Origin of the sequence: Hallerella succinigenes (assembly GCF_002797675.1) — a bacterium.
Lineage (GTDB): Bacteria > Fibrobacterota > Fibrobacteria > Fibrobacterales > Fibrobacteraceae > Hallerella > Hallerella succinigenes.
This window is the reverse complement of record NZ_PGEX01000001.1, coordinates 29,436-54,278: the sequence shown is the minus strand read 5'-3', so window position 1 is coordinate 54,278 and position 24,843 is coordinate 29,436. Positions and strand designations below refer to the sequence as shown.

At 51.2% G+C, this 24,843-nt stretch carries 27 protein-coding genes and 1 pseudogene; 18 read left to right on the top strand and 10 right to left on the bottom strand.

Annotated features, from left to right (window positions below):
• Window positions 1–51: 51 nt before the first annotated feature.
• Window positions 52–422: pseudogene (locus BGX16_RS15155) on the top strand (hypothetical protein); the annotation flags it as partial.
• A 112-nt stretch (window positions 423–534) separates the two neighbouring features.
• Window positions 535–744, top strand: a complete 210-nt coding sequence (locus tag BGX16_RS15150; RefSeq protein ID WP_420866597.1) for a hypothetical protein — start codon at window positions 535–537, stop codon at window positions 742–744.
• Here BGX16_RS15150 and BGX16_RS00250 read toward each other — a convergent pair.
• Window positions 741–1,583, bottom strand: a complete 843-nt coding sequence (locus BGX16_RS00250; protein ID WP_100424265.1) for an undecaprenyl-diphosphate phosphatase — start codon at window positions 1,581–1,583, stop codon at window positions 741–743. The genes BGX16_RS15150 and BGX16_RS00250 overlap by 4 nt on opposite strands.
• A 45-nt stretch (window positions 1,584–1,628) precedes the next feature.
• Here BGX16_RS00250 and BGX16_RS00245 point away from each other — a divergent pair, with 45 nt between their 5' ends.
• Complete coding sequence (locus BGX16_RS00245) at window positions 1,629–2,864, top strand: tetratricopeptide repeat protein (protein WP_100424264.1); 1,236 nt, start codon at window positions 1,629–1,631, stop codon at window positions 2,862–2,864.
• 24 nt (window positions 2,865–2,888) lie between these two features.
• On the opposite strand, the gene BGX16_RS00240 is transcribed toward BGX16_RS00245, so the two are convergent.
• From BGX16_RS00240 to BGX16_RS00220, 5 genes are read right to left on the bottom strand one after another with little or no spacing between them, the layout of a single operon-like run.
• Entirely contained in the window at window positions 2,889–4,097 is a 1,209-nt protein-coding gene (locus tag BGX16_RS00240; RefSeq protein WP_100424263.1) for a class I SAM-dependent rRNA methyltransferase, read from the bottom strand.
• The gene (gene thrH, locus BGX16_RS00235) at window positions 4,097–4,714 is read right to left on the bottom strand and encodes a bifunctional phosphoserine phosphatase/homoserine phosphotransferase ThrH (protein WP_100424262.1); all 618 of its coding nucleotides are present in this window, start codon (window positions 4,712–4,714) and stop codon (window positions 4,097–4,099) included. Before thrH ends, BGX16_RS00240 begins: the two co-directional genes overlap by 1 nt.
• Window positions 4,715–4,721: 7 nt before the next feature.
• The gene (hslO, locus tag BGX16_RS00230; protein ID WP_100424261.1) at window positions 4,722–5,609 is read right to left on the bottom strand and encodes an Hsp33 family molecular chaperone HslO; all 888 of its coding nucleotides are present in this window, start codon (window positions 5,607–5,609) and stop codon (window positions 4,722–4,724) included.
• Between the two features lie 25 nt (window positions 5,610–5,634).
• The gene (locus BGX16_RS00225; protein ID WP_100424260.1) at window positions 5,635–6,600 is read right to left on the bottom strand and encodes an NAD-dependent epimerase/dehydratase family protein; all 966 of its coding nucleotides are present in this window, start codon (window positions 6,598–6,600) and stop codon (window positions 5,635–5,637) included.
• Window positions 6,601–6,602: 2 nt separating this feature from the next.
• Window positions 6,603–7,322 (bottom strand): hypothetical protein, encoded by a 720-nt coding sequence (locus tag BGX16_RS00220; RefSeq protein ID WP_100424259.1) that lies wholly within the window; start codon window positions 7,320–7,322, stop codon window positions 6,603–6,605.
• Window positions 7,323–7,462: 140 nt separating this feature from the next.
• Between BGX16_RS00220 and BGX16_RS00215 the strand changes: the two genes are divergently transcribed.
• The 8 genes from BGX16_RS00215 (at window position 7,463) to BGX16_RS00180 (ending at window position 14,288) form a co-directional block, all read left to right on the top strand.
• Window positions 7,463–8,200, top strand: coding sequence for an ankyrin repeat domain-containing protein (locus BGX16_RS00215; RefSeq protein WP_100424258.1), 738 nt, complete (start codon window positions 7,463–7,465; stop codon window positions 8,198–8,200).
• Window positions 8,201–8,264: 64 nt separating this feature from the next.
• The gene (locus tag BGX16_RS00210) at window positions 8,265–9,113 is read left to right on the top strand and encodes a DUF3450 family protein (protein WP_241899373.1); all 849 of its coding nucleotides are present in this window, start codon (window positions 8,265–8,267) and stop codon (window positions 9,111–9,113) included.
• A complete protein-coding gene (locus BGX16_RS00205; protein WP_198514822.1) occupies window positions 9,113–10,591 on the top strand; it encodes a MotA/TolQ/ExbB proton channel family protein in 1,479 nt (492 codons plus the stop codon). The genes BGX16_RS00210 and BGX16_RS00205 overlap by 1 nt, the downstream gene beginning before the upstream one ends.
• 1 nt (window position 10,592) lies before the next feature.
• Complete coding sequence (locus BGX16_RS00200) at window positions 10,593–11,156, top strand: MotA/TolQ/ExbB proton channel family protein (protein ID WP_100424257.1); 564 nt, start codon at window positions 10,593–10,595, stop codon at window positions 11,154–11,156.
• Window positions 11,153–11,554 carry an ExbD/TolR family protein gene (locus tag BGX16_RS00195; RefSeq protein WP_100424256.1) on the top strand — a complete coding sequence of 134 codons (402 nt, stop codon included), beginning with the start codon at window positions 11,153–11,155 and terminating at the stop codon, window positions 11,552–11,554. Before BGX16_RS00200 ends, BGX16_RS00195 begins: the two co-directional genes overlap by 4 nt.
• Window positions 11,555–11,557: 3 nt before the next feature.
• Entirely contained in the window at window positions 11,558–12,217 is a 660-nt protein-coding gene (locus BGX16_RS00190) for an energy transducer TonB (protein ID WP_241899372.1), read from the top strand.
• Between the two features lie 16 nt (window positions 12,218–12,233).
• Window positions 12,234–13,211 (top strand): tetratricopeptide repeat protein, encoded by a 978-nt coding sequence (locus BGX16_RS00185; RefSeq protein ID WP_100424255.1) that lies wholly within the window; start codon window positions 12,234–12,236, stop codon window positions 13,209–13,211.
• Window positions 13,212–14,288 (top strand): hypothetical protein, encoded by a 1,077-nt coding sequence (locus BGX16_RS00180; RefSeq protein WP_100424254.1) that lies wholly within the window; start codon window positions 13,212–13,214, stop codon window positions 14,286–14,288.
• Window positions 14,289–14,387: 99 nt separating this feature from the next.
• On the opposite strand, the gene leuB is transcribed toward BGX16_RS00180, so the two are convergent.
• The 4 genes from leuB to greA all read right to left on the bottom strand — a co-directional run bounded on the left by leuB (window position 14,388) and on the right by greA (window position 19,513).
• Entirely contained in the window at window positions 14,388–15,476 is a 1,089-nt protein-coding gene (gene leuB, locus BGX16_RS00175; protein ID WP_100424253.1) for a 3-isopropylmalate dehydrogenase, read from the bottom strand.
• Between the two features lie 89 nt (window positions 15,477–15,565).
• Window positions 15,566–18,031: a pectate lyase family protein gene (locus tag BGX16_RS00170; RefSeq protein WP_100424252.1), complete on the bottom strand. Its 2,466-nt coding sequence runs from the start codon at window positions 18,029–18,031 to the stop codon at window positions 15,566–15,568.
• A gap of 238 nt (window positions 18,032–18,269) precedes the next feature.
• Complete coding sequence (locus BGX16_RS00165) at window positions 18,270–19,046, bottom strand: TatD family hydrolase (protein WP_100424251.1); 777 nt, start codon at window positions 19,044–19,046, stop codon at window positions 18,270–18,272.
• Window positions 19,043–19,513, bottom strand: a complete 471-nt coding sequence (gene greA / locus BGX16_RS00160; protein ID WP_100424250.1) for a transcription elongation factor GreA — start codon at window positions 19,511–19,513, stop codon at window positions 19,043–19,045. Before greA ends, BGX16_RS00165 begins: the two co-directional genes overlap by 4 nt.
• Window positions 19,514–19,550: 37 nt before the next feature.
• Here greA and BGX16_RS00155 point away from each other — a divergent pair, with 37 nt between their 5' ends.
• The 7 genes from BGX16_RS00155 (at window position 19,551) to BGX16_RS00125 (ending at window position 24,741) form a co-directional block, all read left to right on the top strand.
• On the top strand, window positions 19,551–20,390 hold the full coding sequence (locus tag BGX16_RS00155; RefSeq protein ID WP_100424249.1) for an ABC transporter ATP-binding protein: 840 nt from the start codon (window positions 19,551–19,553) through the stop codon (window positions 20,388–20,390).
• Window positions 20,387–21,034 carry an ABC transporter permease gene (locus BGX16_RS00150; RefSeq protein ID WP_100424248.1) on the top strand — a complete coding sequence of 216 codons (648 nt, stop codon included), beginning with the start codon at window positions 20,387–20,389 and terminating at the stop codon, window positions 21,032–21,034. The genes BGX16_RS00155 and BGX16_RS00150 overlap by 4 nt, the downstream gene beginning before the upstream one ends.
• A gap of 131 nt (window positions 21,035–21,165) precedes the next feature.
• Window positions 21,166–21,942 carry an amino acid ABC transporter substrate-binding protein gene (locus tag BGX16_RS00145; protein WP_100424247.1) on the top strand — a complete coding sequence of 259 codons (777 nt, stop codon included), beginning with the start codon at window positions 21,166–21,168 and terminating at the stop codon, window positions 21,940–21,942.
• The gene (locus tag BGX16_RS00140) at window positions 21,939–22,601 is read left to right on the top strand and encodes an amino acid ABC transporter permease (RefSeq protein ID WP_241899371.1); all 663 of its coding nucleotides are present in this window, start codon (window positions 21,939–21,941) and stop codon (window positions 22,599–22,601) included. Before BGX16_RS00145 ends, BGX16_RS00140 begins: the two co-directional genes overlap by 4 nt.
• 4 nt (window positions 22,602–22,605) lie before the next feature.
• Window positions 22,606–23,394 (top strand): amino acid ABC transporter ATP-binding protein, encoded by a 789-nt coding sequence (locus BGX16_RS00135; RefSeq protein WP_100424246.1) that lies wholly within the window; start codon window positions 22,606–22,608, stop codon window positions 23,392–23,394.
• A gap of 17 nt (window positions 23,395–23,411) precedes the next feature.
• Window positions 23,412–23,843, top strand: a complete 432-nt coding sequence (locus tag BGX16_RS00130) for an acyl-CoA thioesterase (protein ID WP_100424245.1) — start codon at window positions 23,412–23,414, stop codon at window positions 23,841–23,843.
• A gap of 124 nt (window positions 23,844–23,967) precedes the next feature.
• Window positions 23,968–24,741: an SDR family NAD(P)-dependent oxidoreductase gene (locus BGX16_RS00125; RefSeq protein ID WP_100424244.1), complete on the top strand. Its 774-nt coding sequence runs from the start codon at window positions 23,968–23,970 to the stop codon at window positions 24,739–24,741.
• Window positions 24,742–24,843 lie beyond the last annotated feature (102 nt).

Genomic DNA, 24,843 nt, shown 5'->3' with positions numbered 1-24,843 from the left:
AACATGGTGCCGTAGGAACCCATCAAGGTTCAGGAAGGCAAGTGCTTTGACTTCTTCGTCGATCTCCCGGAATTCGACCGCACCAAGGTCAACAAGAACCTCGTCAAGCAGGCTATGCTCCTCGAACCGCTGTTCGAATTCTCTGGCTCCTGTGCAGGCTGCGGCGAAACCACTTACGTGCGTCTCGTTTCTCAGCTCTGTGAGCCGTAGGCGACTCGTCATAACGAGTCGTCGGAGGCGAGAGTGAGCGCCAACCAGAAGGCCTTACTAGAGTCTAGCGCGAACGGTCTCCATTGTGTGACCGCATGGTTGTCGCGAACACTACGGGCAGCTTCTCCATTTACGGCGGTAACCTCCCGACCACTCCGTGGGCAAAGAACAAGGAAGGCCGCGGTCCGGCATGGGACAACAGCCTGTTCGAAGTCGTGAACGTTCCTGCCGAACTCAAGGAAAAGCTCACGACCCAGGAGCCGGACGACGAAGCCGGCCTAAATGACCGCACAAGTCAAATGCAAAAGAAAAACTCCGATAGACTTGAGCTCTCGCTTACGACGACAACTCAATAGTTGTCGCCTCCAGCTCACAAAGGCCCAGCGTGAAAACGTCGCCGCCCTGAAGGCAGCCCTCGCCGGTGCGACCGACGAAGCATCCGTCAGCCTCCGCGACGAATTCGCCGACTATCTCGTGAAGAAGCCCGCGGGACATGCTTTTGACTTGACAGATTTTGTCAAAAAGCTGGATTAGATGAAAATCAATCCGAGGATGCCGACCGCCCAAACATACCAGGCAAAGTGCTGGAATTTACCCTTCTGCAAGAAGCTCATGAGCCACTTGAGGGCAATCACGCCAAAGACGAACGAGACGAGCATACCCACCAGAAGTTCCGGCGTAAAGCTGCCTGCGTCTGCACACTTCAAAGCTTTTTCCGGGTCGAGGAGTGCGGCTTCCGGAGTGAGGCTCTGGCACTTGAACCATTTGATCGCATCGAGGAGGGCGGCACCGCCCACGGCAGGAATGCTCATGAGGAAACTGAATTCGCCCGCGTATTTGCGGTTCACGCCCATGAATATCATGGTGCTGATCGTGGAACCGCTGCGGCTAATTCCCGGAATGCAGGCGATGCCCTGCACCGTACCTGTGAGCAGGGCGCGCCACCAGTTCATTTTGACGCCTTCGTTTTCCGGATGCTTGGCGCCAGTCTTTCCCCACTGGGAAGCAAAGAGCAGAAGACCGGTGAAGAGTTCGGCAGCGCAGACGGCGCGCGGATTTTCGAAGAGGCCTTCGAGAGCATCCTTGAAGCCGAGGCCGATCAGGGCTGTCGGAATGCTTGCAAGAATAATGTATCCCGCTTCGTGGAGCTGTTCCGGATTTCTGCGGAGACAGCCGACGAGAATGTCGACAATCTTTTTATGAAAGACGACAAAGATCGAAAGGAGAGTTCCGGCGTGAAGCATCACATCAAAGAACATTCCCGCTTCTTTCATGTTCAAGAGTTCATGACCGAGAACGAGATGTCCCGAACTCGAAATAGGAAGAAATTCTGCAAGGCCTTGAAGAAGACCTAAAATAATGGATTCTATCATAACGGAACAAAGTTAAATAATTTGATTTTACTATTTTGTTGCCGTATGAAAAATCTCCGTGGAATTTTGCTTCTTCTTTGCGCTTCTTCGATTGCCTTTGCTGCAGAAGATCCGCGTTTTGAACAGGGTGCCCGTTTTGAAGCGGCTGGTAAGTATGAAAATGCGCTCGGCGAATATCGCTCGATTCTGGCTTCCGATCCGCACAATGCAAATGCTTTTTACGCAGCAGGTGCCGTTCGCCTCAAAATGAAAGATTACAAGGGAGCCATCGCGAACTTCCAGCTCGCTTACAAGTACGCTCCCAAGATGCAGGAAGCCTACGAAGGTTCGGCGACCGCTTACGAAAAACTCGGCGATCAAAAGTCCGCCGCCGCAGAACGTGCAAAGAATCCGTCTTACAAGGCTCCGAAGTCAGAAGCTAAGGCAGAAGCCAAAGCCGAAGTGAAAACGGAAAAGGCTGCGAAATCGGACTCGAGGTATTCTTATAACTCCGCCGCACTCCTCAAGGCAAAACAAGCCTTTAACGCGAAGGAATACAAGACCACTTGCACGGCCGCCCGTGAAGTTCTTTTGCAGGAACCGGGAAACCCGGGCGCTTACTACTACGCAGGCGTGGGCCGTTACGAACTCGGCGAAATGGACAAGGCGGAATACAATTTGAAGCGTGCGTTCGATTATCCGGAACTCGGCTACAATGCGCACTATTATCTTTCGCTGATTTACCGGAAGCAGGGAAAGAAAAAGGAAGAACTTGCGGAACTGGAAGCCTATGTCCGGCTTTCGAAAAATGAAACGGCGATTGCCAGTGCAAAGAATCGAATCGCCGAACTTTCTGGGGCGGAACCGAAGGCTCCCGAAGCAAAAATCGCGGAAGTAAAGCCCGCAGAAGTTAAGCCTGTCGAAGTAAAAACTGTCGAAGAAAAACCGGTGGAAACCGTAGAATCCAAGCCTCTCGAAGCTCCGAAGCCTGACAAACAGCGCAAGCTCGCCGACCCGTCGATCGAACAGGCGAATGACGCCTACGTTCAGGGCGATTATGTCTCGGCACTTTCTCAGTACCAGGCATTGCAGAAAAAGTTTCGCGATGAAGATACCAGGGCGTACCTTTTGTTCCAGATAGGTAACGTTTACCGTTGCCGTAGAGACTACCGTTCGGCAGTCGCCAAGTACCGCGAAGCCGTGGAATATTATCCGAACTCCGAATGGGCGAACGAAGCACAGCGCGCTTGGGAAGACGCCGTTTGGCAGGAAAAGAACGCAGACGCATTACCGCGTCACTAATCAAAACGCTTAAAACGTAGCGCTTTAATCCGCTTGAAGCAAAAGTCCTTTTAAGTATTGACCTTCCGGGAAGCTCGTCTTCACCGGGTGATCCGAAGGCTGTCCAAAGCGTTCGATGATCTGAACGTTTCGGTGCGCATCGAGGGCTGCATCGGCGACGATCTTTTGGAACAGATTCATTTCCATGAGTCCGGAGCAGCTGAACGTAGCGAGCATGCCGTGCGGAGCCAGAAGCTTTAATGCAAGAAGGTTAATGTCCTTGTAACCGCGGGCGCCTTTTTCCAAGTGAGATTTGCTTTCGATGAACTTCGGTGGATCGAGGACGATCAGGTCGAAGGTCTTGCGGCTGTCGCGGCACTTGCGCAGGTAAGCGAAAACGTCCGCTTCCACGAGTTCTACGTTTGCTTTGTCAAAGCCGTTCTTTTGAATGAGACTGTCGGCGATGGCGAGCGCGTCTTTCGAAACGTCGACTTCGGTCACAAGCTTTGCTCCGTTCTGCAGGGCAAAAAGTCCAAAGCCTCCCGTATAAGAGAAGCAGTTCAGAACGTGCTTGGCTTTTGCATATTTGCCCACGTTGAAACGGGCGTCGCGCTGGTCCAAGTAGTAACCGGTCTTGTGACCGTTCCATACATCCACGTCGAACTTGATTCCGTTTTCGATCATTTCGACTGGAATTTTCGGTACGTCGCCATAGACGGTTTGCTTGCGAAGGGGAAGTCCTTCTTTGACGCGTACGTCGGAATCGCAACGCTCCAGGATGCCGCGCGGGTGAATCTTTTCTACGAGCAGTTCGTAGAGCGTCTGACGGAAACGTTCCGCGCCGACGGAAAGGATTTCAATCGAAAGGATGTCCGCATACTTGTCGACGATGCAACCCGGAATGCCGTCGTTTTCCGCATTGATCAGGCGGAACGCGGACTTCGGATCGTGTACGTCAAAGCCTCGGCAAAGACGGTTGTTGATCGCTCGGTCGATGATCTTTGAAAAAAAGTCTCGGTCGATCGGCGTGCGTTCCTGAAAGGTCCACAGACGGCAGCGAATCTGAGACTCCGAAGAGTATGCGGCAAGTCCCAAAAATTCCCCGTGTGCTGAACGGACTTCTACCGTATCGCCGGCTTTCGGTTCGCCGACAACATGGTGAATGGCTCCGCTAAAAATCCACGGATGATTTCGGCTGGCGGACTTTTCTTTGCCCGCGTTCAAAACGACAACAGGGACTTCGGACTTGGCCATTAAAGAGATTCCTGGAACTGATGGAAACTATCGAGAAGTTCCTTGTAGGAGTTCGCATGGGCGAGTTGCGGGAATTTGTCGGTCACGTTCTGCGGAGCGAAAAGGAAGGAACCCTTGTCTGCGGCGAGAAGCATGCCGGTATCGTTGAAGGAGTCGCCTGCAGAGAAAACCTTAAAGTTCAAGGTCTTGAGCATTTCCACGGTCTTTCTCTTCTGGTCCTGCAAGCGCAGGTGGTAGTCCACGATTTTGTCGTCTTTTACGATTAGGTTGTGGCAGAAGATCGAAGGCATGTTCATCCTTTTGATGAGCGGGTAGGCGAATTCCTGGAACGTATCGCTTAAAATGATCACTTGGGCTTCATCGCGGAGGGTGTTCAAAAAGTCCATGGCACCGTCGAGCAGCGGAAGTGTCCCGATCACTTCCTGGATGTCGGAAAGCTTCAGGTTTTCTCTTTCGAGAATCTTCAGACGGCCGCGCATCAGTTCGTCGTAATCCTGAATGTCACGCGTGGTCAGGCGAAGTTCTGGGATGCCCGTCTTTTCTGCGACGGCGATCCAAATTTCTGGGGTCAGAACCCCTTCCATGTCGAGAGTGACAATGCATTGTTTTGTGAACATAGCGCTACTACTTCTTCAGACGGTCGTTCAAGATGTCTTGAATTTCGTCCGGGGTAATGATGTATTTGTTGCGGCAGAATTCGCACACGAGCTCGAGATCCTTGCCTTCCTTGATTAAATCTTCGAGATCTTCCGCCGGAATCGTGGCGAGGGTCGAAAGGGTTCGGACCTTGCTGCACGGGCAATAGGCGTGCGGGGCGATTTCGCGGACGATGGTAGTTGGATAGTCGCCGGAGATGGCGTCCATCAGGGCGTTTAGGTTAAAGTTCTTGCCGTCGAAGAATTCCGAGAAGGCAGGAAGCTTTGCCACCTGGGCTTCGAGGAGCGTGAGCTCGTCTGGAGCGATATCGGCAAACGGTTCCAAATAAAAACCTACAGCGTAGTCGAGCTTTTTCGGATTATTCTTGTTCAAACGGGCTTCGATGCCGACGGCGGAACGGGTCTGCGCCGACTGCAGCATGAACACGGAAAGGTTGCGGCCCATGCTTTCGGAAACGGCTTCGATAATGCTCTGGTTCACGCGCTTGCCGCGTTCGTCAAGCGTCACCGCTTCAAAACGCTGCGGGGAAAGCGCCGGTTCAAACTGTTTGTTGTTCTGAATTTCATCCTGCGGAATCATGGCGCGGACAAGACCCTGCGGGGTGGAATCCGCTTCCGCGTAGGTGATGTCGCCGTCAAAGGTCACCTTGACGCAGACCGTGCCCATGAACTTGAGGCTCGAAGAAAGGAAGAGCGAAGCGATGGAGGTTTCGGCAAGGAGCTTGAGGGCTTCCGAAGAGGCGTTGTGCATCAGGCCGATTTCTTCCGCAGTGCGGGTGATGTCGGCGAGGACGAGTCGGAATGGAACATGAGAGCCGGTGGCTCGAATTAAGCGGTCTTTCTGAACGTTTTCCATACCGCCAAATATAGAAATTCTTGGCCTAGTCCTTGTTGTAGGATTTGAACCATTCGGCGAAACGAGCGATGCCCGTGTCGAGGTCAATCGAAGGTTTGTAACCGATATCCTTTTCCAAGGCTTCCGTGTCGGCCCAGGTGATTTCCACATCGCCCGGCTGCATCGGCATCATGATCTTTTCGGCGATTTTTCCAAAGTTCTTTTCGAGTGTCGCGATAAAGTCCATCAGTTTGATTGGTTCTCCGCGTCCGATGTTGTACAGGCGGTTCAGCGGTTCGCTCTTTTCGGTTCCGTTGTAAGCGATGCGGCGAATGCCTTCCACGATATCGTCGATGTAGGTGAAATCACGCATCATCTTGCCGTTGTTGAAGACCTTGATCGGCTTGTCGTGCGTAATCGCGTTCGCAAAGAGCCACGGCGACATGTCGGGGCGGCCCCACGGTCCGTACACGGTAAAGAAGCGAAGTCCGGTCAGGTTCAGCTGGAACAGGTGATGGTAGGTTTCTGCCATCAGTTCGTTTGAGCGCTTGGTGGCGGCGTAAAGGCTCGAAGGCTTTTCCACGCGGTCCGTGGTGCGGAACGGCGTTTCGGTATTTCGACCGTACACGCTCGAAGAAGAGGCGTACACCAAATGCTTTGGCGGGTAAGCCCTTGCGCATTCGAGAATGTTCAAAAAGCCCGTAATGTTCGAATCCACATAGCTCTGTGGATTGATCAAGCTGTAACGCACGCCTGCCTGGGCGGCAAGGTTCACCACGATATCAAAGGAATTTTCTTTGAATAGCGCAAGGAGAGCGTCTTTGTCGGCCAAGGAACATTCCACAAAGCGGAAGTGATTCTGCGGAATGCGGGCTAAACGATCTCGCTTGAGCTGAGGCGTGTAATAGTCGTTCAAATTGTCGATGCCGACAACTTCATGGCCGTCTTTCAAAAAAGCCAGAGAGGTTTCACAACCGATAAAACCAGCAGCCCCTGTAACAAGAATTTTCATTTTCAGAATCCTATACCGATAGAGACAAACGGAGAAGACATCAGGTCGAAATCCGCCATGAATTCATAGTCGTCTTCACCCCAATGGTCCGAATGGTAGGTGTGCCAATAAACGTGTGTTGAACGGAATCCGCCGAGAATGAAGATGTGGCGGATGTTCAGCTGAACTCCAATGCCGCGGACGTAGCCGAACAGCGGGGAACTCATATAATAATCGTCGATCAGGTTCAAGCCGCCCACAAGACCCGCAAACCCGAGAGCGCGGAACTGGTAATTTTTGGCGGTCAGGATCCTAAATCCGATTTCGGCGCCGAGCTGCAAGAAGATGTTGTGGGAAGTCATCGTTTCTTCTTTTTCGGCTCGATTGCGCGGTGTGTAGTCGATGCTCGCTTGACGGTAGCCTAGAAGCCCAAAGAACGAGATCCAGTCGTTGTAGCTGTACTGGCCGTTCACGCCGAACATGTGCGAAACCTCCATGTCCACGTTGTAACGCTTGCCGTTCCGGGACATGTTCGTTTCGAGATTTCGGGAACTTAAATCGCTGAATTCGTAGACAAGAGCGATGCTCAAGGGGTGTTTTGGCTTGGAAAGCGAGGATTTTGCCGTATCGGAAACGACCGGAGTTTGGACAGTCGAATCGTTTTGGGCAAAAGCGGTGCCGACGCTTGCGAATAAAGCAAACGCAAGCAAAATAGAACGGATTGGGAGGCTCTTGTTCGTCATTGCATCCTAAGTTTACAATTTTTTAGCATTCGGAGCGCAAAAAAAACGCATAAACAAGTGAAAAAAATCAATATTTTTGGATTCGAAGCGCGAAATTTTGTGTATTTTCAAGGGGACTAAATTTTACTGGAGTCTTTCGAATGAAAAAGAAATCCCTTCTTGTGCTCGGCGCCTGCGCGCTTTCGCTGATGTTCACCGCTTGTGATGACAAAATGGATCCGAATGATCCGGCTTCTGTCCGCAAGTACCTCACCAAGCAGAAGATTCCGTTTACTCCGAATAAGTTTATTTCTTACGTGACACCGGGCGATACCGCGAGCATGACTCTCTTCCTCCAGGCTTCTTACGATATCAACTCGACCGATGACAATGGCAACTCCGCTGTCGCCATCGCTGTGAACAAGGGCAAAATCGACATTCTCCAGTACCTTGTAAATCACGGGGCAAAGCTTGACGGCACGAACAGCGCCGGCAAGACCTATCTCGAAGATGCGATCGAACGCCAGAACAAGGAAGTTGTGGCATTCCTCGTGAGCAAGATGAAGGAATCCGGTGAAATTGCAAATACCGCTGCTGCCGTCGCTTTGGCGGCCAAGATCGGTGCTGCAGACATCTTGAAGATCCTCGGCGACGCAGGTGCTCCGCTCGAAACCCGTGGCGCAGACACTTACTTCCCGATTCACCTTGCTGTGAAGGGCGGTAATTACGATGCAATGGTTTACCTCGTTGAAAAGGGTGTAGATGTGAACGCCAAGTGCGGTCAGGGTTACTCGGTTCTCGATTGGGCAAAGAATGAAGGCTACACCCGTTTGATTTCTTACTTGAAGAAGCACGGTGCAAAGAATACGCCGGCTTACATCAAGGAATTCGGCCGCTAAGGATTGCCTAAAAACCTTTACAACGCTTGGCTTTACGTCAAGCGTTTTTTGTATCTTTGCAGCTATGAAGAGAATCCTTCCCTTATTCTTGATTTTAAGCTTGGGAGTAGCCTACGCAGCAGAAACCGTCGACGGCGTTCGTAGACAGATCAAAACGGTCAACGAAGAAACCTCCCGTGAAAAGAAACTGCATGCAGACGAAAAGAAGCGTCACGAAGATTTTATTAAGTCGGGACGTGACAAAGTCGTTTCGCTGAACAACCAAAAGAAATCCCTCCGTTCGGAAATCGAAACGATGAAGGCGGAACTTGCCCGTTTGAACGAAGCGCGCAACAAGTCTGCTGGAGTCGCTCATTGGTACGAGGCTCGTAAGCAGAAGTACGCGCAGGAACTTGCAAAGGTTGCCGAAGATCTGGTTCCGTACTTTGAAGCGGACTTTCCTTACCGCGCCACGGAAACGGCGGAAAGCTTCAAGCAGATGGCTTCGGAACTGCGCAAGGGAGTCGTCGCCCCGGATGACGCTCTGGGACGGATTCTCGAAGTCTTTATGGACCGCATCCGTATGGGCTACACCACGGAAAGTTGGGACGGCTATTTGACCGATGCAGAAACCGGCAAGCAGATGCAGGGAAAGTATTTCCGCTACGGTGCCGTCGCCGCTATCTTTGAAAGTGCAGACCAGACGGAATACTACTGGCTCGATCATGTGAATGGCGCTTATAAATGGAAAAAGCTCCCGTCTTCTTTGGAAGTACGCGCTCAGGTGAAGGATGCTCTTCGGGTGGCGGAAGGGAAGGCCGCTCCGCATATCGTGCGCATTCCTGTTCCAACAGGAGATGCGGTAAAGTCTGTTTCGGCAGAAAAATCGGCCGCTGAAAAAACGGCGCCTGTAAAGAAGGAGGTGAAAAAGTAATGCTCTCCTTGAAAAAGATTTCGATGGCCGTTGTGCTCGGCACGGGCCTCTTGTTTGCTCAGCAGCCTCTCGGCGGAGACGTCGCCGGAGACAATCTGGTTCGTCAGCGTGCAGAACTGAACAAGGCGAAAGCCGATTTGGAAGAAGCACGTCAAAAGCGCGACATGGAAGTGGCGGCCCGTTGGAATGACCGTGAAAAGGCGAACCAGGAACGCGAACTTTTTAACCAGAAGTACGAAGAAGCGAAAGAGGAACTCGACCGCTTAATGGAAGAGCGCGTTCGCTTGGAAGAAAACGTACGCATCGCCCGTGAAGACCTGGCCCAGGTCAAGGCGAATACGGAAACGAAACGCTCTGAATACATGGCTCTTGCTGCGGACAAGGGGATCCTCGAACCGATGTTCCAGCTGAAGGACCGCGGAATTCCGTATCACATTCCGCAACGGATTGATGATTTCAACCGTACCGAAAAGAGCATGCTCCTTTACCGCGACGATCCGATGCGCGTGGCGAAGAGCGTGATAGAACTTGCGAAGAGGGAACTCGCCTTTAGCCGTGAAATTGAATGGAAGAAGGGCGAACTCGTTTTTGGTAGCCGTGTCGTGTTCGGCGAAGAAATGCGCCTTGGCGGCATCTATGCGATGCGCGCTTCTTCGGGTGCGGACAGTTCCGTTTCGATGATGCTTCCGGCTCCGGGCGATAAGGGTCAGATTTTTACCTGGCACGATATGAATACGGCGGAACCGCGTGCGGAAGTGAATGAAGCTTTTGCCATGGCGAAGGATTCCGCTTTTGCGATGGTGCCGGTGGATGTGCTTCTCAGCACGACCCTTTCGACGGAACTTGCCAATTCGGAAGAAAAGACTCTGTGGGATGAAATCAAGCAGGCGTTCCATGACGGCGGTATTTTGATGTACCCAATCGCCGCTCTTTTGATCCTTGGCCTTTTGATTGTACTGGAACGCATTGTTGTGCTTTCGATCAAGGGTGCTTCGCTCCATTATCGCAAGGTTTTGAACCTCGCTGCGGAAGGCAAGATAGACGAAGCCCGCGCTTTGGCAGAAAAGCTTCATGGTTCGATCGGTAAAGTGGTGAAGACGGGAATTCTGCGGGATTATCCGGACCGTGCCGCTGCGGAAAAGGCGATCGAAGAAGTCTTTGCCGGTGAAGTTCCGACGCTTGAACGTGGACTTTCGACCCTTTCTGTTTTGGCGACGACCGCGCCTCTTGCGGGTCTTCTCGGTACGGTGATGGGCATGATCCAGTTGTTTGAAGTGATCACGATGCACGGTACTTCGGATCCGAAACTTTTGGCCGGCGGCATTTCGGTTGCGCTTTTGACGACGGAAGCGGGCCTAATTGTCGCAATTCCTTTGCAGTTCCTGCTGACGTTCTTAACGAACCGTGCCGATACGATTCGTGCGCGTATGGAAAAGGCGGGCCTTGCCGTTTTGAATACCCGTTGGATCAAGGGCTAAGATGACAAAACTTTCGGCATTAGAAGAAATTCGCGCCTTGCTTGTGCAGGGAGGTTGGGTGTTGTTCCCGATTTTCCTCATTGGGCTGTTTGCGTGGATTCTTTTGTTCGAACGTTACTTTGTGTATCGCCGTGCCAAGAGCCGTGGGGAACACGGAATGCTCGCCACTCTCCGACGATCCATTTCGGATGCGGTGAGCCTTGGACGTAACGCTGTCGATAATAGCTTGAAGCTCGCGACGCATGCGTATGATGTGGAATTTGACAAGGCGTTCCCGACGATTTCCGTTTGTGCGTCGCTTGCTCCGATGCTTGGACTTTTGGGAACCGTTTCGGGCATGGTCCATGTTTTTCGCACGATTCAGCTTTTTGGATTTGGAAATCCGGTGCTGATTGCGGACGGTATTTCCGAAGCGCTGCTCACGACGCAGGCGGGGCTTCTCGTATCGTTCCCGATCGTGCTTGCGAACAATCAGCTTTTGAATCGCCTGAACAATTTAAAGGCGAAGTGCTGGAAAGAAGCGCTTCAGTTTGAAAACGAACAGCTTTCTGTGGAGGAAAAATGAGCTTTATCCGCCCCAGACGCCGTCACTATGGCGGTATCGATATTTCTCCGATGATGGACATGACGTTCATCTTGCTCATCTTCTTTATTGTGACGTCTACCTTTACACGTGAAACGGGAATAGACGTTTCGAAGCCGAAGGCGAATACGGTCAAGGAGCTTTCCAAGGAAAGCATTCTGATTGGCATTACACGCCAGGGCACTGTGCATATTAACGAAACCCAGGTGAACCTTTCTTCGCTGCAAACGATTTTGCGCCAGATGATGAACGAGGCGCCTGATCGCCCGGTGATTATTGTTTCGGATCGGGATGCGCCTTCGGGAAAGATCGTCGATGTTCTCGACGAATGCAATTTGGCGCATGTGCGTAAAGTTTCCATTTCGGCATCGAAGGAGTAGCGGTTGAAGAAGCTTTCCGGAATTCTGTTTCATTCCAGATGGTTCTTTGCCGTCGTTTTTGCGCTTGTCGTGAATACGTTCTTTTTTTTGGCGGTCCCGGTTTTGAACGTCTTGTTGTTCCGGGATAACAGTGCACCGAAAAAGCCTTCGCTCGAAGCGATTACCGAAGTCGAAACCGTGGTGAAGGAAAAGCAGAAGACGAAACCGCAGAAAATGATTCACAAGGTCATTCAGCCGAACAAGTTCAAAGTGACGAGCCATTCGAACAGCGCCCGCTCCACTTCGAACTTTGCCATGGATCTTTCGCTTGCCCGTGGAGATGGCTCGGGCGATGGCGTCGAAGTCGGTTCCGGTGGCGGCATGCAGAATGTGGTGTATGAAGCGGGCGATGTGGACGAAGAAGCCCAGGCGCTGAAGATGGTGAATCCTTCTTACCCTGAACGTGCGAAAAAGCTCGGCGTTGCAGGTTATGTAAAGGTTTACATGGTAATCGACGTGTACGGCAACGTCACGAATTTGAAGGTACTTTCGGTCGATCCTGCGGGATACGGCTTTGAAACGGAAGCGCTGAAGGCGATTCGCGGTTGGAAGTTTGAACCGGCAAAACTCGGGCATTATCCGGTGGCGCAGAAGGCGACAAAGGAGTTCAAGTTTGTTCCGTAAGCACTGGATACTTCGAATGGTAAACGGTTTTGCAATTTGCCTGGTTGCAGTCTTTGCGCTTTGCCCGAAAGCCCTTGCAGAGGATTATTTTAAGGCGGCGAACGAACTTTACGACAAGGGCGAATACAAGCAGGCGGTCAAGATGTACCGCGCGGCGATTCAGGATGGTCGTTATGAACCCTTTGCGTGGTTCAATCTGGGCAACACGCTCGTGCAGCTGGGAAAGAATAACGTGGCAATGGTTGCGTACAAGCGTACCGTGGAGCTGATGCCGGACTTTACCAAGGCTTGGGTCTTGCTCGGCGACTTGTATTACCTCGGCTCGGATTACGGTCTTGCGATTGTGGCGTACAAGAGAGCGCTGGAACTCGGTGAAGATACCGATCACATTCATTATGCGCTCGGCGAATGCTTTATTAAATCGCGCAGCCTTGCCCTTGCGCAAAAGCATTTTGAAGCGGCGACCCGTTTGAATCCGGACCGCATTGATGCGTGGTATGGCCTTGCTGAAGTTTACGAAAAGCTCGGCGATTACGAATACGCAATCAAGACCTTAAAGCGCGCTGTGGATAACTCTGTGGCTGCGGGCGCAGACGTTCATTATACGCTTTCGCACTATTACTCCAAAATGGGCCAATCCAAGAAGGCGATCCGCGAAATGGAAAACGGTCTTTTGACCGACCCGCAAAACGTCTCCGCGCGCCGTTACCTCGCCCACATGTACCTGGAAGATGCTTCGCCGTGGATGGCGATTTTTACCCTCGAAGAAGGTCTGCGCTTTAAGAAGGATTCCGATCAGCTCTACGTAGACCTAGGACAGATTTATTTTTCGCAGAATCGTTTTGATGAAGCGCTTGAAAATTACATGAGCGCTTGGAAAATGGGAAATTCCCAAGGCCGCATTGGAGCGGAGAACGTGGGGAATTCCTATTACAATGCGGGCGACGAAGCGAAGGCTCAAGAAATTTATCAACGCATTATTGGGAAAAAATAAATGGCTAAGCAGAAAAAAGTTTGGAAGTCCGTCGCACTCGAAAAATCGAACCGCAGTGCTGCCGACAAGATCCGTGATGTTCTTTTGACAGTCGCAAAGGGTTACCACGATGCGATTGATGATGCAGGTCAGCTTTATGACGTTCTTGCGGATCAGTTTGAGAAAATCGAAGCCTTGAAGGAAGACCGTGAAGTTTTGGAAATGCTCGGCTGGTTTATGAACTGCAGCGCATTCTTTGAAATTCCGGAATCCGAAGAAGAACTCGAAATGGCGGTGGAAGAACTTTTTGCCGCCGCCGTGGACAAGTTCGTGGAAAAGGCGAAGGACTTTGAAGACCGCGAATACGTGATGAGCCTGATGCATGACCTGGTGGTGAACTCGGTCGGAGAAGAACCGCGTACGGAACTCTTCCTTTCGACTCACGACTTCCTTTCTGCAGAAGAGCTCGAAAAGGTGATGCAGGAAGTGGTTTCGACCGTGACTTCGCACGATCTTGAAAATGAAGGCGAAATCTACGCGGGTCTTATGGACTTTGCAGACGGTGCAGGGAATCCGCAGCAGTACGAAAAATTTGCCTACCTCGCCGATCCGGAGCATTCGAACAAGACGCACATCGACGTGGCAAACGCTTATTACGTCACCGATGACCTGGTGAATGCAAACCGTGTTCTCGCCGAAGTCAAGGACCCGACGGGCAGCGACGAAGAAGAATTTTTGGACTTGAAAGTGGGCATTCTGTTTAAGGAAGAAAAACAGAAGGAAGCTTTGGATCTTGCCGAAAAGCTCTATGAAAAGTTCCCGAAGGAATATCACTTGATGAGCCTTTGCCAGGTCGTTTCTCCGAAGCGAAAGGAAGAGCTCTTGGATGCTCACGAAAAGTTCCGCTTGACCGTTTACGTGAGCCCGGACTATGTGAACATGCTCGCCACCCTCGGTGAATTCGATCGCTTGGAAAAGTATCTCGACACGTACAAGAATGAAATCCACATGATGGACGGTCAGGTGCGTGAAGAACTTGCAAATCGTTTGGAATCGCTCAACCGCAAGGACTTGGCAAAGAAGTTCCGCAGAATTTAAATTCCATTTTTTTTGAAAATGCAGAAGGAATCCTACTGCTTTTTATGGAAAAAGAAAAGCACTCGCATGGGCGAGTGCTTTTTGTGAAGCGTTAAAGGATTACTTCAAGAAGGAGAGGATTGCGTCTCCCATAGCGGTGGTGCCGACCTTCTTGTCGCCTTCCTTCCAGATTTCACCCGTGCGGTAACCGGCGCTGATCGCCTTTTCTACCGCGGTTTCGATAGCCTTCGCGGCTTCTTCTTCCTTGAAGGAATAACGGAGCATAAGGGCCACGGAAAGGATCTGGGCGAGCGGGTTTGCAATGCCCTTGCCGGCGATGTCTGGAGCGGATCCACCCGCCGGTTCATACAGACCGAAGGATCCTTCAGCGATAGAAGCGGACGGGAGAAGACCCATGGAACCGGTGAGCATTGCGCATTCATCGGTCAAAATATCGCCGAAGAGGTTCGGGCAGAGAAGAACGTCGAAGTCACGCGGACGGCGGAGGAGCTGCATAGCGGCGTTGTCCACATAGAGGTTTTCGAGTTCAATTTCCGGGAATTCGTTGTCGTGGATTTCCTTCACGATTTCGCGCCAGAAGACGCTCGTGGTAAGAACGTTTGCCTTGTCGATGCTTGCAACCTTGTTGCGACGGCCCTTCGCAGCTTCGAATGCGAAACGAGCGATACGTTCGACTTCGTAACGGCTGTACTTCATGGTGTCGTAGCCGATTTCGTCTTTGCCCGAGCCTTCGCGACCCTTCGGCTGACCGAAGTAAACGTCACCGGTGAGTTCGCGGACCGTGAGGATGTTGAAGCCGTCACCGACGATGTCTGCGCGGAGCGGGCAAGCCGGGGCGAGTTCCTTGTAAACCTTGGCCGGGCGGAGATTGCAGAAAAGCTTGAAGTGCTTGCGGAGCGGGAGCAAAGCGCCGCGTTCCGGCTGGAGGTTAGGAGGCAGGGATTCCCACTTCGGACCGCCGACAGAACCGAAGAGAATTGCGTCTGCAGCTTCACCCGTCTTGAGAGTGCTTTCCGGAAGCGGATGCTTAAAATGATCGTAAGCGATACCGCCGACGTCAGCCCATTCCTTTTCGGTGCTAAAACCAAACTTTTCTGCCACGGCATCGAGAACGCGGACAGCTTCCTTCATCACTTCCGGACCGATACCGTCGCCCGGGAGAACTGCGATTTTATAATTCTTGCTCATGTGAGAACCTCTTTATTTTAAGACAGCAAAAATTTAGTAAAAAGACGGGCGCCTTACGACGTCCGCCTTCGATTTGGGGTGAATGCTTTTTATTCCTTGAAGAACTTCATCTGTTGCATGCCTTCCGCGGTCTTGGCGCGTACAAGGTAGATGCCGCTCGGCAGCATATCGAGGTTGAAGACCTGAGTGCCGTTTGCAGAATGGAGAACCTTTTCACCGCTGATGGAGAAGATTTCGACGCGGCTGACCGCAGCGCAGCCCACGGTGAGGTGGCTCGTCTGACGGTTAAAGGAAATACCTGCAGGAATGTTCGCAAGCTGCGTCTGAATGGCGGTCGATTCTTCGGAACTCGAACTGCTTTCTGCAGATGCGGAACTTGAACTGCTTTCTGTAGATGCGGAACTCGAACCGTTTTCGTCGAGATCGATGACGATTAGGAAGAGGAAGGAGACGTCAGCCTTGGTAATCGTGTGAGATCCTGCGGCAAGGTCCACAGTCGCGATGCCCGCAGTAGCGGTGTACTTGGTGTCGTCCACTTTCACGGCTCCGGTGAAGCTTTCGAGGAATACGAGCCGCATCGTTCCCGAAGTGCTCAGGGTGAACGTGATGGAAGTCGAAGATTCCATTTTGAGGCAACGGGTCAGAGTTTCGCCGTCGTAGGTTACGGAACCCTTGGTAGTAGAGAGACTTCCCATGATTTCAAACACGTCGCTTTCCACGCCGTCTTCGGTAAAGTTGTGGACGATGTCGCCGGTAATGGTTCCGGAAGTCGCAACAGAGCTCGAAGAAACGGTCGAACTGGAAGAGGTTTTAGAACTGCTCGAAGAAACGGAAGAACTCGAAGATGTAGCGGAACTTGATGAGCCTGTGCTGTTAGAGCTCGTAATCACGACTTCACCATCGCCTTGGATGCTCTTGACGGAGCCCGTGTACGATTGCAATGCGCTCTTGAGAGCGGTATTCACCGCATAGGATTCGTCATCTGCATCGGTGAATGCCCAGTCGAAATCGCCACCGTTCATACGTCCGGCATAGGATTCTACCGTCGTCTTCGCGTTTTCCGGAGATTCTGCCGTATACGCATACATTTTGGAATCGGTGTCGAAGTTGCTGTAATAATGTCCGCCTTGCTTTGAAGTGATGCTGCTTGGAACGGTAGTGCTCTTGTTCGCCACCACGTAGGCGTCAAAGTCCGTCGTCGTGGCCACTCCCATCGAAGATGCGGTCTCCATGGAACCCTTATTCACATAAGAGCTTGCGCCGTAAGGAATGAAGGTATAAGTGCCCGTCATGTAGTTGTTGTAAGCTTTGATCGTTCCGCCGTCTTCTTTGCTGAATGTGGCGTTGTCATTGCTTGCCGTGGACGTACCCGCGTAAAGGTCGCTACCCTGCATCGAGGTGAGCATCGGGTATTTGCAGTTACGGAAGTAGTTGCCTTCCATGAAGATCGAAGAGCCTTCGGTGCTGCCTGCGCCATACTTTGCATTGCCATCGTAGTAGTTGTTGTAAACGTGGGCGTTGTAGTAGCGCACGCGCGGGTGACGGCTATCGGAATGATCGTACCAGTTGTGGTGATAGGTGATGTAGTAGTCGGTGGAATTGTAGCTGTAGGTACCTTCGGAAAGGCCGAGAAGGTTACTTTTGCCGTTGTCCCAGAAGTGGTTGTAGCTGAAGGTGATGTACGTAGATTTTTTGCAGTCGAGAGAACCGTCTCCCTTTGCCTGGTCGGCGTCGGAACCCGCATCGCCGTAGAAGAAGTCCACGTTGTGCACCCAAATGTAAGCGTTGTTCTGCTGAAGACCGATGTCGTCACCTTCATCGCTATCCACATTCATAATGCCGAGATTGCGAATTTCCACGTTTTGCGCGTTCTTTAAACGGATGCCCCAGCCGTTTGCAGTAGCGTCTTCGCCAATGCCTTCGATGGTGAGGTAAGAAGTTTCCGAAGATCCGAGATCGATTACCATGTCGCCTGCGACGAGAGAATCGGAATCGGTAACGTTTCCGATAAAGCGGAAGTCGATCGGGCGGGTTTCATAACCTTTCTTCATGCAGTTCAAAATGCCCTGGAAGCTTTTGCACGTGGTCGTTGTGCCGTTGCTTTTGGTTTGAACGTCGAGTGTGACCGTATTTTTCGTGTTTTCAGAAACGTAGATGACGACTGCGCCGCTCTTGAGCGTACCATCGGTGTTGTAAGCGCCCGGAACGTGACCGTTGTTAAAGGCAAAACCCGCGCGGTCGTGAGCAATGGCGGTTGCGGTCACGGAGGCGGATTCTGTTTCCGATCCAGAGGTCACTGCCGCAACCTGAATCGTGTGAGAACCTGCGGTCACGCCCGGAATATCGGCGCGTACATAAGAAGAATAGGTGCGGACGAGCGCATCGTCGATCAGGGTGCCGTCGCAATAAACGTTGTAGCGGGTCGCCCCGCTGACCGGAGCCCATTGGGCGTAAACGGTTTCGAACCAGCCGCCGGACTTGCTAATTATGAGAGCCTGGGCAGAAGTGGCAAGCCCAAAGGCGACTGAGGAGAAGATAGCGAATTTTTTAAGCATAATCACCAATCCTTTATCAGTTTGAGAATGTTCTCAAAAATAAAGGTAAACAAAAGCGGACTGAAAGTCAATAGGAAAATTACTTATGTTTAGAAATTGCGTAAAATAGATTAAAATTAAAGATTATTGAATTCTAAATAGTATGTAATATGTTCTCAAAATCATTTGATTGAGAAACGAAATGTATCAAAAAAAGCTCCTCGTCACTGAGGAGCTTCTATTGGAAAACAAAAAACGCTTAAATTCCGTAGCAGTCACGCGTGTTCTGTCGAACGGTCATCATCAGCTCTTCGAAGGGAACCCCCTGGACTTCGGCAAGAACCTTTCCCGTATCCGGGATCATTCCTGCGTGGCTGACCTTACCCCGATGCGGAACCGGTGCAAGATACGGCGAATCCGTTTCGAGCAAAAGCCTGTCGAGTGGAACGTGGCTTGCCGCTTCGCGTACGTCTGCCGCACTTTTGAATGTAAGGATTCCGGTGAACCCAACGTAAACGCGGCAGGGAAGTTTCAGAACTTCGTCGACGAAGTGGGCGCTGGTCGTGCAACTGTGCACGTGCAAAGTCGCGCCCTTTAGGTTCGCATTCCGCAACACGGACAGCGAATCTTCTTCCGCTTCACGCAAGTGCAAAACAAAAACCTTCTGGAACGGCAAACCGATTTCGAGCTGGCGCTCAAAAACTGCACGCTGCTTTTTGTGACTTGCGCATTCGTAATGGTATTCGAAACCGATTTCTCCGATGCCGACCGTTTTTGGCCGAGCCCAGAGTTTTAAAAGTTCCTGTTCCACGCGTTCATTGTAAAAATCCGCATTGAGCGGATGCACGCCGAAAGACGCGTAAACGTTCGGATATTGATCGGAAATCTTCTTGGCGTATTCAAACGTCGGCTCTTCGCACGAAACGTGAACGAGCGCATCGGGCTTGGGGTCGACCGAGTTCCACCAGGTATCAAATTCAACGCCGGATTTTTCCGTATAGGCGTCCATGTGACAGTGGGAATCGACGAAGTTCATTTGTATTCAATCTCGATGATGCTGTATTCGATGGCACCGCGGGGAACCGTGATAGGAACAATCTCGCCTTTCTTTTTGCCGATCAAAGCTTGACCCACCGGGGAACTTACACTGATTCTACCCTGGAGCGGATCGATTTCTTGGACGCCGACGAGGGTGTAAACGCGTTTTTTGCGCGTTTTGCGGTCTTCGAGCGTTACCGTTGCTCCAAAACGGATAGAACCGTCGGCCGGGGCTTCGGTGGAGACGACTTTCGCATGATCAAGAATTTTATCGAGCTCTCGCAGACGGCGGTCGATGTCGCGCAGGCGCATTTTGCCGTAGGTGTAGGCCGCGTTTTCGGAACGGTCTCCTTCGGCGGCGGCAGCGCCGACCTGGCGTTGCATTTCTGGGCGTTCGACAAATTTGAGGCGTTTCCATTCCTCCATCAGTTTATCGAAACCTTCTTTAGAAATTGGATCAGACATAGCTTGCAATATAGAAATTTCTAAATTGCAGAAACGTATGCGGACCGTCTTTCAATTTTCCGGCCTTTCCTATACCTATCCCAAGTCCGATTTTTTGGCGCTGGATTGTGTAAATCTTTCCCTGGAAACAGGGGAATCCTTAGCGCTTCTCGGCCCGAACGGGGCTGGGAAAACGACGCTCCTTCGTATTTTGTGCGGACGCCTTGCGGCAAATTCGAACGCTCTTTCGATTGCAGAAGAATTCAAAAATTCAGATGGCGGTCTGGACCTTTCGAAGTGCGGAATTCTGTTAGAAAATCCGGGAACGTATCCCAAACTTTCGATTGCGGAATACCTGAAATTTTTTGCGTCTTTTTACAACGTAAAGGATGTGGATTCGCGAATCGAAACTCTCGCTCAAAAGTTAGAACTGCCGAGCGTCTTTACGGCAATGGGAACGCTTTCGCAAGGAACGCGTCAAAAGGTTCAAATCGCACGCGCCCTGATTCACCGTCCAAGGCTCTTGCTGCTCGATGAACCCGTGGCAAATTTGGATCCGGGCGCCCGTGAAGCGGTCTGGGAACTTTTATCCGATTGGAAAAAGCAAGACGGCGGAACGCTCCTCGTGAGTTCGCATATCCTTTCGGAAATGGAACATGTGGCAACGTCTTACGCGATTCTTTACAAGGGTAAGATTTTGCGCTCCGAAAAGATGAGTGAACTTTGCACCGATGAATTCATCCTGCACGTGCAGTTGCCGGAAGGCACATCGACGGATGCTTTTAAGAACGGATTTCCGCCAAACGCAAAGATTGCACATGTGGAATCGGGCAAGGCTTCGCTCGAATCGGTTTACCGTGGAGCGATCCAGACAGCGGAAGGAAATTTTGGCAAATGAAGAATGCGACTTGGAAAATAGCGCGCCACGAACTGGGCATGATTTTGCGCGAACCGAAGTTCTTGATCCCTTTTGTTTTGCCGCCGATTCTTTTGATTGTGTCTCAACTTGTGCTGCTCCCGGGAGAAAACGATCCGATGGTCTTTACGCGGATGATGCTGATCTGCGCCCTTTTGATTGCCCCGATGGTCGTGCCGCTTGCGTCCGACAGTTTTGCGGGCGAACGTGAACGCGGATCTTTGGAACTGTTGATGCTTTTGCCGGTGAAGCCCGCGTCGATTTTTTACGGAAAACTGCTCGCGCTGATTCCGCTGCCGCTCGTGTTCGTGGTGGTTGCGGAAACGGCGTATGTGCTTGCGACGGGATTCTGGGATTTTGGCGTTTATGCAAAGTCTATCTTGCTCGGTATTTTAACGAGCTTTGTATTTACGGGAATTGCGCTCTTTATTTCGCTCCGAGTGAAAACAGCCCGTGCTACGAATCAGATTGCGCATATGTTCGTCTTTTTGCTTTTGATTTTAGGGAACGTTTTTGCCCGCGCCTATTACACGATTTCCCTTGCGCCGGTTATTTTGACCGTGGCGGTGGCGATGACGTTTGCCGTGGCTTCCGCGCTCTCGTTCAAAAAGTTCCGGCTGAAGTGATTGCTTTGTTCCGCTCGCAATGACACTCTGAACGTTCATGTTTAGCGTGGTATTTACCGGGGCCGTCGTGCGCATGGGCGGAGTCTTTTTCTAAATTCCCGTTGAACATACATTCCACTAGGACATCAAATATGAAAAAAATGTTGATTCTTTTGTCTGCGTTCGTCCTTTTCGCCTGCAACGGCGAAGATTCTAAAAAAGAACAAGGCGATCAGTCTCTTGAAAAGGTCAAGCAGGCAGGTGAATTTGTGCTCGGCCTGGACGATTCTTTTCCGCCGATGGGATTCCGCAGCAAGGACAACCAGATTGTAGGTTTCGACATAGACCTCGCCACGGAAGTTGCAGCCCGCTTGGGTGTTAAGCTGCGCGCGCAGCCGATCTCCTGGGACGCCAAGGAACAGGAACTGAACACGGGTAAAATCGACTGTATCTGGAACGGTCTTTCGGTGGACAGCTCCCGTGCAAAGGCGATGAACCTCACCGGTGCTTACCTCAACAATCGCATGATCTTTACCGTCAAGGACGCCTCTCTTTCGACGCTCGCTTCTCTCGCCGGCAAAAAGATTGCAGTCCAGAACGGATCGACCGCTCAAAAAATCCTCGACGCATCGAACGTCGGCAAAGCCGCCGCGAAAATCCTTTCGTTTGACGACAACCAGACCGCTCTTCTCGACTTGGACAAGGGCGGCGTGGACGCGGTCTTCCTCGATGAAATCGTAGCGAAGTACTGGATTACTTCGAACTCCAAGAGCTTTAAGGTTCTGAGCGAAGGACTTTCCGATGAAGTTTACGCAGTCGCCTTCCGCAAAAAGGACCAAAAGCTTCGCGACACGGTTGACAGTCTTCTTTCGGCCATGAAGGCAGACGGCAAGTTTGCTGAAATTTCTACAAAGTGGTTTGGCAAGTGATTTCCGAAATACAAAATCTGCTTCCGATTCTCGCACAGGGTTTTGGAACGACCCTTGCGATTTTTGGACTTACTCTTTTTTTCTCGATTCCGCTCGGTCTGCTTGTCGCAGTCCTCAAAATGTCGAAGTACAAGGTGATTCGTTATCCGGTCACCTTCTACATTTCCGTGATGCGCGGTACGCCTCTTTTGCTGCAGATTGTTGCGATTTACTTTGGAACGTATTACCTTTCGCGCTCGATGAATGCAGACCTTTCTTTTGACCGTTTTCCGGCGGTCATCTTTGCATTCTCGGTGAACTATGCCGCTTACTTTGCGGAAATCTTCCGCGGTGGAATTGAAGCCATTCCGAAGGGTCAGTACGAAGCGGCAACGATGCTTGGACTTACCAAGGTGCAAACCTTTTTCCGCATTATTTTGCCGCAGGTTTTAAAACGTGTCGTTCCGGCCAGTGCAAACGAAGTGATCACCCTTGTAAAGGACACTTCCCTTGCGCAGGTGATAGCAGTGACCGAACTTTTTGCCCTCGCCAAAAAGCAACAGGCCGCTTACGCAAGTATCTTTCCGCTGTTCGTCGCGGGCATCTTTTATTACGTGGCAAACTTGATCCTTTCGGTGTTCTTCAGTTATTTGGAACGCAAGTTGAATTATTACCGGTAGAGCTATGGAAGATCACATTCTAGAAGTTAGACATCTCAGAAAGTCCTTTTTTGATTCCAAGAAGAAAAAGAAAGTTCAGATTCTGAAGGATATTTCGTTTGACATGAAGCGCGGCGACGTGCTCTCGATCATTGGCCCTTCGGGTTCGGGAAAGTCGACGCTTCTGCGCTGCATTGCGCAGCTCGAAACCTTGGACGGTGGGGAAGTTCGCGTTTGCAACAAGAACTTGGTCGTCCCCGGTTCAGATCCGATCCGTTACGCTCCCAAGGCGGATCTTAACGAAATTCGACTTTCTACGGGTCTCGTATTCCAGAACTTTAATCTGTTCCCGCACCTGACCGTGTTGCAGAATATAACGCTTGCCCCGATCCGCGTTTTAAAACTCGAACCGCACAGCGCCCGTATTCGCGCTATGCGCCTGCTCAAAGGAATGGGCCTTGAAGACAAGGCTCGTGCATTTCCGTGTGAACTTTCGGGCGGTCAGCAGCAACGCGTTTCCATTGCACGCGCGCTCGCGATGAATCCAAAGGTTCTTTTCTTTGACGAACCGACGAGTGCCCTTGACCCGGAACTCACCGGCGAAATTTTGAAGGTCATCAAGGCTCTTGCCAAAGAAGAAATGACGATGGTCATTGTAACGCACGAAATGGCCTTTGCCCGTGATGTGGCGAACCAGGTGCTGTTTATGGATGACGGCGTCGTGGTGGAACAGGGAACTCCGGAATATGTTTTTGGACAGTCCAAGAACGAACGCTTGCAATCCTTCCTTTCTCGTTTTGCGCACAATCCATAATTTGTAGAGGTGCATAAATGCATTTAGCCATGGAACAGATTCCGAATTTTGTGGAATATACCAAGGAATTTCGCGTAGACGATTCGATGATCGACCAGAACAACCATTTGAACAACGTTGTGTGTGTTGAATGGATTCAAGATATTGCCGTCGAACACTCCGATGTGACCGGTGGAACTACTCGGATGCGTGAACTTGGATGCGCCTGGATGATTCGAACGCAGCATGTGGAATATAAGGCACAAGCGTTTTTGGGCGATGAAATTGTCGGCACGACATGGGTCCCAGAGTATTCCAAGGTTTCCACGAACCGCCATTCGAAATTTGTTCGCAAATCGGACGGCAAGGAAATTTTTTCGGCGGTCACGACATGGGTTCTGGTCGACGTAAAGCGCGGACGCCCGATCGCCATTCCGGAAGATTTGAAAGATTATTTCCGTAGTCGGTAAATTTTTTTGTTTGTAGAAATCCCGCCGGTCACTTTTGGATCAAGGCGGATTTTTTTTATAAAAAAAGACTTTTTTCTTCCTTTTTTATCTATGTTGAAAAAGTCCATTCAACGGAGGATTTAGAATGAAGAACTATTTTGATTTGACTGGTCGTGTGGCTCTTGTAACGGGTTGCTCCACGGGGCTTGGAGTTCAGATGGCCAAGGCCTTGGCGAATCAGGGTGCAAAGATTGTCGCGCTCGCTCGTCGCAAAGAAAAGATTGAAGCGGTTGCAAAAGAAATCGCGGAAACCTACGGCGTCGAAACCATGGCTGTTCAGTGCGATATTACGGACACCGACCGCGTGAATGCGGCGGTCGATGAAATCCTCGTTAAGTTTGGCCGCATCGACGTTCTCGTGAATAACGCTGGCACGGGCGCAGTCGCTCCGGCAGAAGATATTACGGACGATCAGTTCAACGGTGAATTGAACGTGGATCTTGGCGGAACCTTTAAGGTCGCTCGCGCGGTCGCTAAAAAGGCAATGCTCCCGGCGAAGTACGGACGCATCATCAATATCGCTTCCATGTACGGCCTCGTCGGCAATAAAATCTGCGGTTCCGCGCCGTATCATGCTGCCAAGGGTGGCGTGGTGAACCTCACCCGCGCGCTCGCCGCGGAATGGGGCAGTAAGGGCATTACCGTAAACGCCATTTGCCCGGGGTATTTTTACACCCCGCTCACCCAGGAAACCTTGGATTCGGACTTCTTCCAGCAGAACGCCAAAACGATGATTCCGGCGGAACGCTATGGCAACGAAGGCGAACTGGATACCGCAGCCATTTTCCTTTCTTCTCCGGCATCGAGCTATGTAAACGGTATTATGGTGCCGGTCGACGGCGGTTACACTTGCATGTAATGCAGTAAGCGCTTAAAGCTCTGAAATCGCTCGCTTAAAACTGGCGATTTTTTTATATTTCAGTTGGTAAATTTTAACTCTAACCTAACAGAAGGTACTACG

Coding starts and splice junctions, on each gene's coding strand:
- BGX16_RS00215 (WP_100424258.1), top strand. CDS start 7,463: ATGAAAAAGAAATCCCTTCTTGTGCTCGGCGCCTGCGCGCTTTCGCTG.
- BGX16_RS00240 (WP_100424263.1), bottom strand. CDS start 4,097: ATGGCCAAGTCCGAAGTCCCTGTTGTCGTTTTGAACGCGGGCAAAGAA.
- thrH (WP_100424262.1), bottom strand. CDS start 4,714: ATGTTCACAAAACAATGCATTGTCACTCTCGACATGGAAGGGGTTCTG.
- BGX16_RS00180 (WP_100424254.1), top strand. CDS start 13,212: ATGGCTAAGCAGAAAAAAGTTTGGAAGTCCGTCGCACTCGAAAAATCG.
- BGX16_RS00155 (WP_100424249.1), top strand. CDS start 19,551: ATGCGGACCGTCTTTCAATTTTCCGGCCTTTCCTATACCTATCCCAAG.
- BGX16_RS00250 (WP_100424265.1), bottom strand. CDS start 1,583: ATGATAGAATCCATTATTTTAGGTCTTCTTCAAGGCCTTGCAGAATTT.
- BGX16_RS00145 (WP_100424247.1), top strand. CDS start 21,166: ATGAAAAAAATGTTGATTCTTTTGTCTGCGTTCGTCCTTTTCGCCTGC.
- BGX16_RS00185 (WP_100424255.1), top strand. CDS start 12,234: ATGGTAAACGGTTTTGCAATTTGCCTGGTTGCAGTCTTTGCGCTTTGC.
- BGX16_RS00225 (WP_100424260.1), bottom strand. CDS start 6,600: ATGAAAATTCTTGTTACAGGGGCTGCTGGTTTTATCGGTTGTGAAACC.
- BGX16_RS00150 (WP_100424248.1), top strand. CDS start 20,387: ATGAAGAATGCGACTTGGAAAATAGCGCGCCACGAACTGGGCATGATT.
- leuB (WP_100424253.1), bottom strand. CDS start 15,476: ATGAGCAAGAATTATAAAATCGCAGTTCTCCCGGGCGACGGTATCGGT.
- BGX16_RS00195 (WP_100424256.1), top strand. CDS start 11,153: ATGAGCTTTATCCGCCCCAGACGCCGTCACTATGGCGGTATCGATATT.
- BGX16_RS00125 (WP_100424244.1), top strand. CDS start 23,968: ATGAAGAACTATTTTGATTTGACTGGTCGTGTGGCTCTTGTAACGGGT.
- BGX16_RS00210 (WP_241899373.1), top strand. CDS start 8,265: ATGAAGAGAATCCTTCCCTTATTCTTGATTTTAAGCTTGGGAGTAGCC.
- BGX16_RS00130 (WP_100424245.1), top strand. CDS start 23,412: ATGCATTTAGCCATGGAACAGATTCCGAATTTTGTGGAATATACCAAG.
- BGX16_RS00205 (WP_198514822.1), top strand. CDS start 9,113: ATGCTCTCCTTGAAAAAGATTTCGATGGCCGTTGTGCTCGGCACGGGC.
- greA (WP_100424250.1), bottom strand. CDS start 19,513: ATGTCTGATCCAATTTCTAAAGAAGGTTTCGATAAACTGATGGAGGAA.
- BGX16_RS00200 (WP_100424257.1), top strand. CDS start 10,593: ATGACAAAACTTTCGGCATTAGAAGAAATTCGCGCCTTGCTTGTGCAG.
- BGX16_RS00220 (WP_100424259.1), bottom strand. CDS start 7,322: ATGACGAACAAGAGCCTCCCAATCCGTTCTATTTTGCTTGCGTTTGCT.
- BGX16_RS00245 (WP_100424264.1), top strand. CDS start 1,629: ATGAAAAATCTCCGTGGAATTTTGCTTCTTCTTTGCGCTTCTTCGATT.
- BGX16_RS00135 (WP_100424246.1), top strand. CDS start 22,606: ATGGAAGATCACATTCTAGAAGTTAGACATCTCAGAAAGTCCTTTTTT.
- BGX16_RS00165 (WP_100424251.1), bottom strand. CDS start 19,046: ATGAACTTCGTCGATTCCCACTGTCACATGGACGCCTATACGGAAAAA.
- BGX16_RS00170 (WP_100424252.1), bottom strand. CDS start 18,031: ATGCTTAAAAAATTCGCTATCTTCTCCTCAGTCGCCTTTGGGCTTGCC.
- hslO (WP_100424261.1), bottom strand. CDS start 5,609: ATGGAAAACGTTCAGAAAGACCGCTTAATTCGAGCCACCGGCTCTCAT.